This is a genomic window from Paenibacillus sp. FSL H7-0942, assembly GCF_045040715.1.
Taxonomy (GTDB): domain Bacteria; phylum Bacillota; class Bacilli; order Paenibacillales; family Paenibacillaceae; genus Paenibacillus; species Paenibacillus amylolyticus.
Genome location: NZ_CP150279.1, coordinates 745,232 through 759,608 on the forward strand (window position 1 = coordinate 745,232; position 14,377 = coordinate 759,608).

14 protein-coding genes are annotated in these 14,377 nt (G+C 48.1%); 12 read left to right on the top strand and 2 right to left on the bottom strand.

What is annotated here, in order from left to right; genetic code table 11:
• Positions 1 to 94: 94 nt before the first annotated feature.
• The 3 genes from MHI48_RS03465 (at position 95) to nadE (ending at position 3,377) form a co-directional block, all read left to right on the top strand.
• On the top strand, positions 95 to 1,771 hold the full coding sequence (locus MHI48_RS03465) for a nitrogen regulation protein NR(II) (protein ID WP_405143014.1): 1,677 nt from the start codon (positions 95 to 97) through the stop codon (positions 1,769 to 1,771).
• A 222-nt stretch (positions 1,772 to 1,993) separates the two neighbouring features.
• Positions 1,994 to 2,428, top strand: a complete 435-nt coding sequence (locus MHI48_RS03470) for a BrxA/BrxB family bacilliredoxin (protein WP_017690788.1) — start codon at positions 1,994 to 1,996, stop codon at positions 2,426 to 2,428.
• A 139-nt stretch (positions 2,429 to 2,567) separates the two neighbouring features.
• On the top strand, positions 2,568 to 3,377 hold the full coding sequence (nadE, locus tag MHI48_RS03475; protein ID WP_047841401.1) for an ammonia-dependent NAD(+) synthetase: 810 nt from the start codon (positions 2,568 to 2,570) through the stop codon (positions 3,375 to 3,377).
• Positions 3,378 to 3,538: 161 nt separating this feature from the next.
• On the opposite strand, the gene MHI48_RS03480 is transcribed toward nadE, so the two are convergent.
• On the bottom strand, positions 3,539 to 4,354 hold the full coding sequence (locus MHI48_RS03480; protein ID WP_405143017.1) for an alpha/beta hydrolase family protein: 816 nt from the start codon (positions 4,352 to 4,354) through the stop codon (positions 3,539 to 3,541).
• Positions 4,355 to 4,604: 250 nt separating this feature from the next.
• Here MHI48_RS03480 and acpS point away from each other — a divergent pair, with 250 nt between their 5' ends.
• Positions 4,605 to 5,003 carry a holo-ACP synthase gene (acpS, locus tag MHI48_RS03485; protein ID WP_076216711.1) on the top strand — a complete coding sequence of 133 codons (399 nt, stop codon included), beginning with the start codon at positions 4,605 to 4,607 and terminating at the stop codon, positions 5,001 to 5,003.
• Positions 5,004 to 5,032: 29 nt separating this feature from the next.
• A complete protein-coding gene (gene mutY / locus MHI48_RS03490) occupies positions 5,033 to 6,400 on the top strand; it encodes an A/G-specific adenine glycosylase (RefSeq protein ID WP_405143019.1) in 1,368 nt (455 codons plus the stop codon).
• A 316-nt stretch (positions 6,401 to 6,716) separates the two neighbouring features.
• Here mutY and MHI48_RS03495 read toward each other — a convergent pair whose 3' ends face one another.
• Positions 6,717 to 7,328 (bottom strand): superoxide dismutase, encoded by a 612-nt coding sequence (locus MHI48_RS03495; protein ID WP_036614138.1) that lies wholly within the window; start codon positions 7,326 to 7,328, stop codon positions 6,717 to 6,719.
• A 420-nt stretch (positions 7,329 to 7,748) separates the two neighbouring features.
• Here MHI48_RS03495 and MHI48_RS03500 point away from each other — a divergent pair, with 420 nt between their 5' ends.
• From MHI48_RS03500 to MHI48_RS03530, 7 genes are all read left to right on the top strand, one after another.
• The gene (locus MHI48_RS03500; protein ID WP_017690782.1) at positions 7,749 to 8,174 is read left to right on the top strand and encodes a GNAT family N-acetyltransferase; all 426 of its coding nucleotides are present in this window, start codon (positions 7,749 to 7,751) and stop codon (positions 8,172 to 8,174) included.
• A gap of 347 nt (positions 8,175 to 8,521) precedes the next feature.
• On the top strand, positions 8,522 to 9,106 hold the full coding sequence (gene lepB / locus MHI48_RS03505) for a signal peptidase I (protein WP_339199897.1): 585 nt from the start codon (positions 8,522 to 8,524) through the stop codon (positions 9,104 to 9,106).
• Positions 9,107 to 9,278: 172 nt separating this feature from the next.
• A complete protein-coding gene (queG, locus tag MHI48_RS03510) occupies positions 9,279 to 11,159 on the top strand; it encodes a tRNA epoxyqueuosine(34) reductase QueG (RefSeq protein WP_339196899.1) in 1,881 nt (626 codons plus the stop codon).
• A 15-nt stretch (positions 11,160 to 11,174) separates the two neighbouring features.
• Entirely contained in the window at positions 11,175 to 12,206 is a 1,032-nt protein-coding gene (locus tag MHI48_RS03515; RefSeq protein WP_017690779.1) for an HD-GYP domain-containing protein, read from the top strand.
• Between the two features lie 165 nt (positions 12,207 to 12,371).
• Positions 12,372 to 12,635, top strand: coding sequence for a YneF family protein (locus MHI48_RS03520; protein WP_017690778.1), 264 nt, complete (start codon positions 12,372 to 12,374; stop codon positions 12,633 to 12,635).
• 104 nt (positions 12,636 to 12,739) lie between these two features.
• The gene (gene folE / locus MHI48_RS03525; protein ID WP_036668229.1) at positions 12,740 to 13,333 is read left to right on the top strand and encodes a GTP cyclohydrolase I FolE; all 594 of its coding nucleotides are present in this window, start codon (positions 12,740 to 12,742) and stop codon (positions 13,331 to 13,333) included.
• Between the two features lie 188 nt (positions 13,334 to 13,521).
• Complete coding sequence (locus MHI48_RS03530; RefSeq protein WP_083677605.1) at positions 13,522 to 14,376, top strand: biotin/lipoate A/B protein ligase family protein; 855 nt, start codon at positions 13,522 to 13,524, stop codon at positions 14,374 to 14,376.
• Position 14,377: the final 1 nt, after the last annotated feature.

Genomic DNA, 14,377 nt, shown 5'->3' on the forward strand with positions numbered 1-14,377 from the left:
TATTGTAATATACTGTCGCCTATGTTTTAATCAGAAATACATGAGGGAATGTGCAGGCAGAGGAGGAGATGGCATTGTGGTTGCGTTAAAGGACATGCTTTTACAAGTACTGCTGGCAGGGTCGGCGGTATTTCTGATTCCCTTATTCCGTCTGGTACTCTCCAAGCGAGCTATTGCCAAAATGGAACATGCCGGAACCGTTCATACCAGTTTTGCTGTGACAAGTGCCCTGAGCATGTTATTGTGTCTGCTGTTTGCGCTCTATGCAAGCCCGATGGCCGTACCCATATCACTAAGCATCGTACCTGTGATACTTGTTATTTTGTATTGTAAGTCCGCTATAGGCGTAACGCTGTCCATTCTACATATTCTCTTCTATTTTCTTATTGCGCATCCCTATGATCTGTACGGATTTCTCCTTCATACGGGCATTCTTCTCTATCCTATTGTATGGTTGTCTGCCAAACGATTCAAGCATAATACACCTTCGCGCAAAATGGCGATCCTCATCATCCTGATTACAATGGAACTGGTTGTAACGAGTCTGTTATGGATCGCATCCCTCCAGAATGAATCCACTTACTCTGCGACCTACATGATACTTACAGCACTTGGATATACCGCTGGAGCCATTGTTGCGGGCAGTCTGAGTCTGCTATGGCTGGAACGGATGAAGCACTATCGCGGGCTGGAGCAGCATCTCTCGGAAGTCCACCACCGATACATAGCTGAAACGGAGAAACTTCATCAGATTCTGAACGCAGTGCCTCTCTCCATTGCTACCGTAGATAAACAAGGCACAGTGATGTTTGTCAATGAGATGATGGAGCAAACGGCAAGGGAGCAGCTACCTTGTACCTCCACGCCTGATCTCATTGGACAGCCTGCCAGTCAATTTGTTGAACAAGGTCAGGCGGATAAGATGGATAAAAGCATTCGCAGAGCCATCGTTCATGGTGAGATTAGTGGGTTGACCGTTCGTTACGGTGCATACGTATTTCAGTCCCGAACCGTACCGATCTATGCTTTTTCAACAGAGTCTGCGAGAGAAGTTACAGGAGCCATGCTGATCATACAGGATATCACGGAGCTTGAGATGTTGCGAAGTGAACTGGATAATGTGGATCGTCTCAGTCTGGTGGGGCAGATGGCTGCAAGCATTACGCATGAGGTGCGTAATCCAATGGCGGTTGTGAGGGGCTTTCTTCAACTTATGCAAGAAAAGAGTCCTGACTCCCTCGATCACTATTACCGGATCGTTCTGGAAGAACTGGACCGGGCCAACAGTATCATTAATGATTTCTTGTCTTTGGCTCAGAATCGTATTGCTGAGAAAGAAGAATCCCAGTTACACGATATCATCCATGAACTCAGTCCATTGTTATGGGCGGATGCGAACCTGCGTGGTCAGAGTATAGAACTCATGTTGGCCCATAATGTGCCAAAGCTGAATCTCAATTCTAAGGAAATCAAACAGGTGGTGTTGAACCTGGCCCGTAACGGGATGGAAGCCATGAATGAGAAGGGTGTGCTTACGCTGGAGACACGGATTGTGGATGATAAGGTGGAACTGTGTGTACGTGACACAGGACCTGGTCTACCCAGAGTGAAGAAGGAAAAGCTGTTTGAACCTTTCTATACGACAAAAGCCAAGGGAACCGGACTTGGATTGTCCATGTGCCTGAGTATTGTGGAACGACATAATGGAACCATTACTGTGGAATCGGAGGAAGGCCAGGGCACGACCTTCAAAGTGGCATTTGAACGTTAGTCATTCAGCATATATTGCCAGACATTGAGACATAATATTATGGAAGAAGCCTTTCCGCAGGCGGTTTCTGAATCTTGCTTTCATTGCTTATGGATGTATAATAGGAATAGCACATCATTACATCCATAATGTTCGATATGAATGTAACGTTGTTTTGGAGAGTTTATTGGCCTTTAATTCTATCGAGATCATAGAACAACCATTTATAAGGAGTGAAACCGAATGTCGATGTCATTTGATCAATACATGAAAGATATGGTTCAACCGATGCGGGATGATTTAACTCGTCTAGGAATCCAGGAGTTGCGTACTCCTGAAGAAGTGGAAGCAAGTCTTCCGGATGCAAAAGGAACAGCGCTGGTTGTTATTAACTCTGTCTGCGGATGTGCCGCGGGTCAATGTCGCCCAGGTGTGTCCCAAGCACTGCAGCACGATATTACACCGGATCACCTGTACACTGTATTTGCTGGTCAAGACAAAGAAGCAACTGCAAAAGCACGTGAATTCTTTGCACCGTATCCTCCATCTTCACCGTCCATCGCTCTGATGAAAGACGGAGAACTCGTTCACTTTATTGAGCGTCATCAAGTGGAAGACCGTTCTGCAGAGGATATTGCGGCTGATCTCAAAAGTGCATTTGACCGTTACTGCCGTTAATTCGCTCCAATAGAACGCCCCGCCCTTCGGATCACCGATGCCGGGGCGTTTCATTTTGGATAGATAAGGTTATTGAACCATTCGGACCTTTCAAGCTGGACATCAAATTTCATTCATTTAGAAACGGGGTGTGTGAACGATGAGTTTGCAACAACAGATCATCGCTGAATTGAAGGTTAAACCAAGCATTAATGAGGAAGAGGAAGTACGCAAACGTGTTGATTTTCTGAAAACGTATGTGAAAAATGCGGGTGCCAAGGGTTTGCTGATTGCGATCAGCGGCGGTATTGACAGTGCAGTGGCTACGGCGCTTTGCAAAAAAGCGACGGACGAGCTTACGCAAGAGAACAACCAAGAGTACAAAACGCTTGGTGTGTTCCAACCTTATGGTGAACAATCCGATATCGATCACAGCTACGCTGTAGCCAAAGCATACGATCTGAAGCATGTCGTGGAAACCAATATCGAAGATGCAGTTAACGAGATTGCGCTGGAAGTGGAGCAAGGTTTCAAATCCTTGGGCAGCCCACGCCATATGACTCACCAAGGCAAAGGTAATGTCAAAGCGAGAACTCGTATGGTTATGCAATATGCGCTTTCGTTTGAAGAGAACCTGCTCGTTGTAGGTACGGATCACGCTTCTGAAGCCATTACAGGCTTCTATACCAAATGGGGCGACGGTGCTGTGGATATCACACCACTGAGCACCCTGAACAAACGTCAGGTACGCCAGTTGGCAGCATATCTGAATGTGCCACAGGCTATTTTGGACAAAGCACCATCGGCAGGACTGTGGGAAGGTCAGACGGACGAAGATGAGCTGGGAATTTCGTATGAAGCAAACAGCGACTATCTCGAAGGCAAACAGATCGATCCGGCTGCACAAGAGCGCCTTGAAGCGTTCTATACGCGGACACATCACAAACGCAATGCCATTCCTGGTATCTAATACGGGTGGAAAAGCATGCTGGTTATAAGCTGTTAACACTAACATTGAAATAACATCCCTCTTAGGGAATGCAAAAAGAGTCACTGCTCACGCAGTGACTCTTTTTGTTATGTGGAACAAGAAACCGCAAAAATCCAGGTGACTACTATATTAAAGATGAGTTAGCTATTCAATTCTTTGATCTGTTGCAGGGTTTGGGTGATGGCTTGCTCCAGTTGCGGAGTGGTTTCTTTGAATGGATGTACCGTATTAAAGGTGTGGTTCCCTTCTGGAATCTGGTGCCATGGGATATCAGGGCGTGCTTGCACAAGTGCAGCAGAACCGTCCCGCAGACGCTGTGGATCTTCTGTTCCCTGAATGAGTGCGACTCGCACAGGTGAAGAAGCCAAGCGGTCAATGATAGCGTAACGTTTGCTATGCTTGTCCAGGTCTTCCAGAATAGCCACGTCCAGTGGCATCTGCTGGCCTGTTCGTCCGTTAACGACATGGCTGCGGCCATGCGTACGCATTTCTTCTTTTTGCTCCGCTGTGAAGAGATCCAGATTGGTTACGCCATTCCAGGAGATGACACCTGCCACCTGCTCGGGATGATCCAGTGCATAGACGAGACTTACGCCCGCACCGCGGCTATGACCAACCAGGTATACAGGAAGTCCAGTGAGTTCAGGTTGTGTAGCCACATGTTCCAGTACCAGGGCCAGATCGGCAAGCTCCCGGCTGTAGGTATTCACTGCGAACTTTTCAAGTTCAGAGAATTGCTCCAGATATTCGCCGATACCGTTGTGAGAGAAATTAAAGGTCAGCACATGATGCGTCTCGCTTAGCTGTGCAGCTGCATAGGGGAACATGCCCCAGTCTTTGAAGCCTTTGTATCCGTGAGCCAGAACGATGACACCTTGAGCGGGTTGTTGTGCAGGGAAAAAGTCTCCGCGAATGATCGCATCTACGTCAGTGGGCAATTCAAAAGTTATGGGCATTATTCAGACCTCCTAGGAATTTCAGACGATTCCTGATTCATATTTTAGCATATATGGTAATGCGGATAGGTACTCGCTTCTGATCGTCCCTCCTGCTACAATAGAATACGTGTTCGGAGAGTTACGGATCATGTGATTGAATGGAGATCTTTTACAATGAAGGTTCAAAAAGAGCGGTTTTCAGTACCAAGAAGATGGAACTTTTTGAATAACCTCTTACAGTATAAAAGATTAAGCGGGTGAAGCGTTGATGATATATGGCATAGGTAATGATGTGCTGGAGATTGGACGTATGCGGAAGCTACTGTCCGGTCGCCATGCGGAAGCTTTTCTGAAACGAATTTTAACGCCAGCAGAGCGGGAGATCGCAGTTCGTCGAGGGAAGCGGATGACGGAGTTTGTTTCCGGTCGATTTGCAGCGAAAGAAGCGGTGTCCAAGGCATTTGGCTGCGGTATTGGTGGTGTCATGGGCTTCACTGACATTGAGGTGCTGCCTGATGGGACAGGACGTCCAGTGGCCTCGCTGTCCAGTCAAGCCTGGGAACGTCTGCAGCTGCCATATGATAAGCAATATGACATTCATTTGAGTATTACACATCAGACGGAATTGGCAGCGGCCTTTGCGATCGTGGAACAGATGGAAAAGTAGTTAGCTTGGCAATAGGAGAGGACGGAAATATGGGTTTACAGGAACAGAAACAACATTTCAGCGTGAATTTGCTGGACTGGTATATGGTCAACCGACGGGATTTGCCGTGGCGTCGCCACGGCAATCCGTATTTCACATGGGTATCGGAGATTATGCTTCAGCAGACTCGGGTCGATACGGTAATTCCGTATTTCAATCGTTTTATCGGGAATTTCCCGACCGTGCAAGCGTTAGCGGAGGCACCCGAAGAGGATGTGTTGAAAAATTGGGAGGGACTTGGTTATTACTCCCGTGCACGTAATCTTCAGACAGCCGCGAGACAAGTCATGGAGCTGCACGGAGGCGAGATGCCGCAGGACAAGCCGGCTGTCTTTGCATTAAAAGGGGTGGGCCCGTATACTGCCGGGGCCATTCTCAGCATTGCCTTCAACCAGCCGCAACCTGCGGTAGATGGCAATGTCATGCGGGTACTGTCCCGATACTTCCTCATCGATGAGGACATTATGAAGGGCAGCACCCGGGTGTTGATGGAAGAGCTCGCAGGAGAGCTCATTCCGGAAGGGCGGGCGCGTGATTTCAATCAGGCGCTGATGGAGCTTGGTGCGCTGGTATGCACACCCAAAGCGCCGCACTGCCTGACTTGCCCGGTCATGGAGCAATGTTCCGGCCGCATCGCCGGAAGAGAGCTTACACTGCCGGTCAAGACCAAGGCGAAGCCGCCGCGCCCTGAGCAGCGGCTGGTCGCGATTGTGGAGGGCCGCGGTGCTCATCGCGGCCAAGTGCTTGTGCGCCAGCGCCCAGACACGGGCCTATTGGCCCGCATGTGGGAGCTGCCGCATGTGCTCGCGGCGCCTGCCGCAGCAAGCAAGAAGGCGGCGCCGCTGGCGGATGAGCCGGCCATGGCATTGCTGGCCGGCAGTCTGTGGGCGGAAGGCTTCGCTGCCCGCCCGGAAGGGCTGGCTACCCATGCGGAGCATGTGTTCAGCCACATTGTCTGGAGCCTGCAGGTGTACAAGTGTACCGAGCAGGACCAGAGCAGTGAGCTTCCGCTGATCGCAGCGGAAGCCAGAGCCGCCTACGATGCACAGGCGGCAACAAGGGAGGGCACAGCCTCATCATCAGCTGTGTCACCTGAGTCAGACACGACGCATTCATCGGAGCCAGGCACGCCTAATGCGCAGAACATCTCAACATCGCTTAACGATGGAGAGATGTTGATGTCATCATCTGACGTTAGTGACCTAGCACTGAGTACTCCGACACTGACAGGTAAAGGCGATGGCTTGACCTACCGCTGGATCGGTCCGGAAGATATGGATAAGATGGCATTCCCGAATATATTTCTGAAGCTGATCAGCAGTTATTTTGCTGGTGCGTATGATCAAGTGAATGATTAAATGGGGTAGCTAACGAACTCCAGAGGTCTTATCATGTGGATATACCACAATTATGAATTCTAACGAACCTGAGTGATGTTATCATAGACAAATCAACCCAAAAGTGTGTATCAAAGCCCATATTTGGGGAAATAGCTACTCTGAGATTCGTTAGGTTCGCGATACGATCAAATATGGAGCAATAGCGTGTCCTGGGTTCGTTAGAAACAAAACACCCATTAACTATAACTATAGCGGTAGCAAAAAGAGAGCCTGATCACGGTCATGATGACCGAATCAGGCTCTCTTTTATGTTAACTGTTGCATGCTAACAGTCTTATTTTGCAGAAGCGTAACGTTTGTTCACTTCATCCCAGTTGATTACATTCCAGAAAGCGGCGATGTAGTCAGGACGTTTGTTTTGGTAGTTCAGGTAGTAAGCGTGCTCCCATACATCCAGACCCAGAACCGGAGTCAGACCTTCGAAGAGAGGGCTGTCTTGGTTAGGTGTGCTAGTGATGGACAACTTACCATCTTTACCAACTACGAGCCAAGCCCAGCCGGAACCGAAGCGAGTTGTAGCTGCTTTAGCGAAATCTTCTTTGAATTTATCAAAGCCACCCAGTTCGCTATCGATAGCTGCTGCGATATCGCCTGTAGGAGCGCCGCCGCCGTTAGGTCCGATGATTTCCCAGAACAGGCTGTGGTTAGCATGTCCACCACCATTGTTGCGAACCGCTGTGCGGATGCCTTCAGGTACGCTGTCAAGGTTAGCAATCAGATCTTCCAAGCTTTTTTCTTGCAGTTCAGGAGCGCTTTCCAGAGCTGCGTTCAAGTTAGTTACATAAGTATTGTGATGGCGATCGTGGTGGATTTCCATCGTTTTTGCATCGATATGTGGTTCCAGTGCGTCGTTAGCGTAAGGAAGTGCTGGTAATTGAAAAGTCATAATGAAATACCTCCTGAGATTTTAGGTTTTTTTGAAAACAGGTACATATGTAATAATACCCTTGCCACTAATATTAAACCGCATTCGAGCTAATTAAGCAACATTTTTGTTTATTAAGTCCCCCGAGGCGTTGATCTAATGATGGGCCAGAGATAACAAACATATTTTACCCTTTATGCAACTATTTATGTGTTTCCAGCCGTTAAAATGGATGGAAAGTTTAATATTCGTATGTAAACGGTTACAATTAAGCGCTTTCAAAAGAAAATGCGTGTTTTATGGAGAAAAGTATGGTTTAATTGACGAAGAAGCGGTATTTTCTCGTTTTTTGTCATTATATGAACATTGGGTTTTTGGTAAAAAGGGATTCCCTTTTTGTAAAAAACCTCATCTAAGCTAACGAAAAGGGAGATTTAAGACATGCACGTTCGTTCCTTTCAGTTGAGTGATGCAAGCCAGATGACGGAGCTTCTCCAGGTTGCACTATCGGAAGAGTGTTATGAGAACACGATGGGCCCGTTTGCCCGTCAATTGTCATGGGATTCTGACCTGATCATGGTTGCGGAAGAAGAGGGAGACCTCGTAGGCGCTTTGATCGGTACGATTGATCACAACCAGGGTTGTATCTACCGTATTGCGGTACATCCAGACTATCGTCGCCGTGGAGTCGGCAAAACACTTGTCGAGGCTATGGAACAGCGGTTCCAGCAGCGTAAAGTCAGCCAAGTATGGGTGGCGGGTGATGAGCACAACAAAGTAGCCATGCCTCTATATGAAGCAATGGGTTACGGTGCCAATCAGATTATGAGCGCTTTCCAGACTCTTAGTATTTTGTCCAAAGCTTAGTTTGCATGTTTAAAAAGAAATAAAAAAAAGATTTTCATTTCATATTAGGCATATCTCTTTAACGTGTAAGAACGTGAGGGATGTGCCTTTCTATTTATATGAGTGTTCTTCACGTCATATTCCTCTGGTTTCCTCATTTTCTGAACATGCTTCGGAGTGCCTGAATTCTATTTAAATCACCCTGACTATCCCGGTTATATTCAAGATATCCAAGGTATTGGTGCTCATAACCAATTGTTTCACTCCCTCAAATGAAGTAAACTGAATGGGAGTATGGTCACCATGTTACAAGTTTAATTCAACTATTTAATAAATGAGGTGTCCCTTTGAATTCCAATAATCATTCAATGGAACATGTGACTTCCGAGCAACATAATGAACCGTCAAAGCCTGAACAACCGGGGAAATCCTGGGTTGTCGAGCTGTGGGACTGGGTCAAAACGATTGTTGTTGCTTTTGTAATTATGATGCTGCTGAACCTGTTTGTGTTTAATCTGTCAATGGTCAAGGGACAGTCCATGCAGCCGACACTGGTTGAGCGAGATCGCCTTTTCGTCAACAAAATCGTATACCATCTGGGTAATCCTTCCCGATCAGATGTGATCGTACTTCGTGATCCAAGCGAAGGTGTGGAGAAGAAGGATTTTCTGGTGAAACGGATCGTTGGACTTCCGGGAGATACAATTGAAGTTAGGGATCACCATCTATATGTGAACGGCGAGCAACAAGCGGAAACGTACACCGATATTGAGGTGCAGGACCCAGATTTTGGCCCAATTACCTTGGAGCCGGATCATTTCTTCGTGATGGGGGATAATCGTCATGAAGGCAAAAGTAAGGATAGCCGAGTGTTTGGCAGTATTACATCCGACCAGATTGTAGGCAAGGCTGAATTTATTTTCTGGCCGTTTTCTGAACTGAAGAAATTGTAAAATGCTTACAGGACAACAACTTCAGACTGCATTTTGCGTTAAACCATATAGAGTTCGTTCCGTTTGAATTCAAGTATGCAAGGCATATATAGAAATTAACGCCTGTCCTCTTACCGTGAGGCGGGCGTTCACTATTTAAGGAATAAGTGTCGGAAGAAGAGAGGGAAGAGAAATGACGAGCGTACAGACCGGGGCAGCACAGGATGCCTCCGTATGGGAAAAGTTAAAACAGGAGATCAAGGCAGCTGGCCCCGGACTGGGCATTGATGATATCGGTTTTGCTTCGGCTGATCCCTTTGTTTCCCTGAAGTCGCTGCTGGAGCAGTCGCGGGATAAAGGGTATGCTTCAGGTTTTGAAGAGCCGGATATTGAAAAAAGGGTGCACCCCGCCTTAAAAGATGGCGAGCCCGCTTCACTTATTGCAATAGCCGTGGCATACCCATCCAAAATGGTTAATCCGCCGAAATCGGAGCCTGGTGCGTATCGAGGCATTTTTGCCCGTTCGGCTTGGGGTCAGGATTATCATCAGGTCCTGCGTGCAGCGATGGACAAGTTGGTCAATTTTATAAAGGAACGCGTACCTGAAGCCATGATCGAAAGCATGGTAGACACCGGAGCATTGGTGGATCGTGCGGTGTCCCAGCGTGCAGGGATTGGTTTTAGTGCCAAAAACTGTGCCATTATATCACCCAAATTTGGTTCATGGATTTTTCTCGGAGAACTGGTAACGAATATTCCTTTTCAACCAGACACACCTGTGACCGAGGACTGCGGTGAATGTACAAAATGTATTGATGCCTGTCCTACAGGAGCATTGGTGGGACCGGGGCAGTTGAATGCACAGCGTTGTATTTCTTTTGTAACCCAGACAAAAGGGTTCGTGGATGAAGAATTTATGCTGAAAATAGGCAACCGTCTGTACGGTTGTGACACGTGTCAGATTGTCTGTCCGAAGAACCGGGGCAAGAACTGGGATCACCATCCCGAGTTTCACCCCGATCCGGAGATTGTGAAGCCACTCCTACTGCCGCTGCTAGACATCGGTAACCGGGAATTCAAGGAACGTTTCGGTCAGAGTTCCGCCGCCTGGCGGGGCAAAAAGCCGATTCAACGCAACGCCGTTATTGCCCTGGGTAATTTCAAAGACAAAAGTGCTGTACCCAAACTTACAGAAGTATTAAAACGTGATCCGCGCCCCGAGTTGCGGGGAACCGCAGCCTGGGCGTTAAGCAGAATTGGAGGAGAAGACGCCATGAGAGCAATTGGGGAAGCTGCCGCTAACGAACAAGATGGGAACGTACTAAGCATGCTGCAGAAGGCCGAGGAGCGACTGAGTTCGTCCGAGACCTTACCCAAACAGCCACAGGCTGGGCAAGTGAGTGAGAAGCAGCCAGAGGAACAGAATAACGAGAACAATACCTTACTTGCGTTACAACAGGATTTGAAAATGGAAGCCGGGATTGAACCGGGTAGTGAGCAGTCTGCACAGCCTGACAAACCGGAAGCCGCAGCGTGGAAACCTTCAGCCGTTACAGGTCTTCATGGCAAGCCCGTATACTACGATGAGGTACTGACACCGATTGGTACTCTTACGTTATGCGCGACGGATGAAGGGCTGTGTCACATCGATTTTGGCGCCTTTCACGTACGCGAAGCTCATCTGCAACAATGGGCCCGCATCTGGATTGGCGAGTATCGATATGAGAAGAATGAAGAGAAGCTCAGCGAAGCTTCAAAGCAGTTAAAGGAGTATTTTGCAGGGGAGAGAAAAACGTTCGACTTGCAGCTTGATCGGCTTGGAACACCATTCCAGCTACAAGTATGGCAAGTTCTGTCCGATATATCTTATGGAGAGGCCTCATCACACCAACAGGTTGCGGAAATCATCGGCAGACCCAAGGCTGTTCGTGCAGTTCTGGACGCCATTAGCAAGAATCCGATTCCGATTATTATTCCCTGTCACCGTATCAGTGGTAAAGACGGTACCCTGGTGGGTTATGTAGGCGGTCTGCAAACCAAGGAGCAATTGCTCGCATTGGAGCAGCTATCGTAAGAGCGGGGGACGTTCATGAAGTATGTAAACGTGGAGAGCGTGGAAGCGGGGGAGCTTCTGGGCAAGACGGTATATTCCAGTAACGGCACGGTACTGCTGTCTGCCGGAGTCCAGCTCACCGTATACATGGTCAATACGCTGAAGCGTATTGGCGTGACCATGTTATACATCCAGGATGAAGCGTATAAAGATGTGGATGCAGAAGACATTCTGGATGAAACCACGAAACGGGCAATAATTAATGAAATGAGTGTCACACTCGAATCCATTCGATCCGGGAAAGACTGGAGTCCGAGAAAAGTTGCCCTCAGTATAGAGAAGTTGCTGAATGATGTACTGAACGGACGTGAAATGCTTGTGCAGCTCACCGATATTCGTACCAAAGACAATGCACAGTATGTTCATGCGATGAATGTATGTTTGTTGTCTTCGGTCATCGGACTGAATATGGGACTCAATTATAATCAACTGAAGGACCTTGCTGTGGGGGCATTATTGCATGATATTGGCAAAGTGGGGGAACCTCCTGGCAGTGGTTCTGCTGCAAATTCTTCGCTGCATCATACATGGCGTGGATTCGAAGTGATTAAGAACAAACGGGAGTTCAGTCTGTTGGTCGCCCATACAGCCCTGCAACATCATGAGCATGTAGATGGTACAGGCATGCCGAGAGGGATCAAGGGAAGTGACATTCATCTGTTTGCGAGAATCGTTAGTGTGGCTAATATCTATGATAATCTCATTAATGGTTTATCCAAGGACAGTTTGATGCCACATGAGGCCTGTGAAGAGATGATGGCGTTGTCTGGTACAAAGCTGGATCGGGACATTCTGATTGAGTTCAACAAGAGTGTATCCGTGTATCCCAATGGTACAGCGGTACGACTGTCCACCAAAGAGACTGGAGTCATTGTGCGTCAACATCGGGGATTGCCCGGCAGACCTGTGATCAGGGTGGCACGCGGAAGTACGCGTTATTCTCTGGATGTGGTTGAAATCGATCTGGCTCAGCATACAACCGTTTTCATTGAAGCTGTCATGACGTAGCTTGTGTGCGGTTCAACTGGAAAATCCGTTTGCTCAAGGCGTGCGGAAATGCTATGATACTTTCAGGAAATCCGCTCTGTGTCAGGTTTGCAACATGTGTGTCAAACATCATGAAGTGACACGGATTATCAGGCTTTTTAGAATGCATACAGAGGTGTCTAAGAGATGGATATTGTTATACCGATTATTACATTGATTGTTGGTCTGGTCGGGGGATTTTTCATCGGGGTGTTCTACTTGCGTAAACAACTTGAGAAAATGCAAAGCAATCCGGACATGCTTCAGAAAATGGCGAAGCAAATGGGCTACAACCTGAATGGCAAGCAAATGCAGCGTGCCCAGCAGATGATGAAGAATCAGCAGCCAGGAGCGAAAATGCCTCAGCCGCAACAGCATCCTGCGCGTAAAAGTTCGGGCCGCCGAAAATAATAGCAGTTAAGTGAATAACTGCTTAAAGTGCGTGTTCAAAAAGTTGGGTCGTACTTTTTGAACAACCTCTTAAAGTATTGTGGTTCGAAAGGAGGCGTTTGGCAGTGGCTGGCGTTAAAGATTATTTGAATTCAAAAGTATCCGACAATCGGGAGAAGATCGAGTATCATGTAGAGCAGATCCTGAAATTGATCGGAGAAGATAGTACACGTGAAGGGCTGCTTGAAACGCCTGCACGTGTGACCCGAATGTATGAAGAAATTTTTGGCGGATATGAAGTAGACCCGCGCGATGTGCTCGGTGTCACGTTTGACGAGAATCATGAAGAACTGGTTATCGTCAAGGATATTGTCTACTACAGTCAGTGTGAGCACCACATGGCGCCGTTCTTCGGCAAGGTGCACATTGGGTATGTACCAAGCGGCAAGATCGTTGGTCTGAGCAAAATGGCTCGTCTGGTCGAAGCAGTAACACGTCGCCTTCAAGTGCAGGAACGTATTACTTCACAGATCGCTGACATTCTGACAGAGGCCGTTGAGCCTCATGGAGTTATGGTCGTTGTGGAAGGCGAGCACTTGTGCATGTGTTCCCGCGGCGTGAAGAAACCTGGAAGCAAGACGGTTACGTCTGCTGTACGTGGTTCTTTCCGTGAGAATCCGGCACAACGTGCGGAGTTCTTGTCTTTGGTAAAAGATTAAGATCAGGTATGTCCACTCGTTGGACAAGCCGGATGAGTAAGTTCCTTTGGTTTTGGAAGCAGCAGTTTCTAGCCATAGGATGTGATATAAATAAGCCGTGTTCCCTGGGAACCGGCTTATTTATATATGCGTTGTCATTCCTATATACTGGATACATATGAATTCGTTAAGCCGGAGGTAATGGAACGATGAGTGTACCTTCCCATTCAGATCAACCGGTTCAGCCGGAAAAGGGACTACAGGCAGATCAACAGGCTACATTGCGTCTGCAAATCTGGGAGACACCACTCATGCGACAAGGTAGTAGTGTACTCGAAGCTTTTGCTTGGGAAGAAGTTATGTGCAGGCGGGTTGGGGCAGGGCATCTACCTGTTGCACATATATGGAGACACCCAGATGCCTTTGTAGCGGGTCTGCGTGACCGCAGGTTGCCACAGGCTGTAGAAGCGATGGAACAGATTAGAAGCCAAGGGACAGCGGTCTGTGTTCGGCCTTCCGGTGGAGCGGCAGTACCCTTGAACCCAGGGGTAGTTAATGTGTCGCTGATTCTGCCTAATCCCGGACATTCCATCAATATTCATGATGATTTCCGGAAGATGGCTTCGATTATTGCCGAGTCGCTAACGCCGTGGTCGAATCAGGCGCAGACAGGTGAGGTTCAGGGTGCTTTTTGCCCGGGAGATTATGATGTCAGTGTAGGTGGCCTAAAATTCTGTGGTATTGCCCAGCGCAGGCAGGCAAAGGCGTATATCATTACGGCTTTTATCATCGTGGACGGTCAGGGTGATCAATTGGCAGCAGATGTGCGACAATTCTATCAGCATGCAGCAGGCGGGGCGAGTGAAGGATATCCCGATGTTCAGCCTGGCACGATGGCAAGTCTGAAAGAATTGGCAGGTGTACCTTCGGCTGCGGCATATACTGCGGCTTTGGTTCGGACACTGCGCGATCGCTATCCACTTGCGGAGACCAGCAGGGTGCTTAGCGTTGGCTCTGAAGAAGTACGCCTGACAGCTGAGCAGATGAAGCTGCGCTACGATTAAC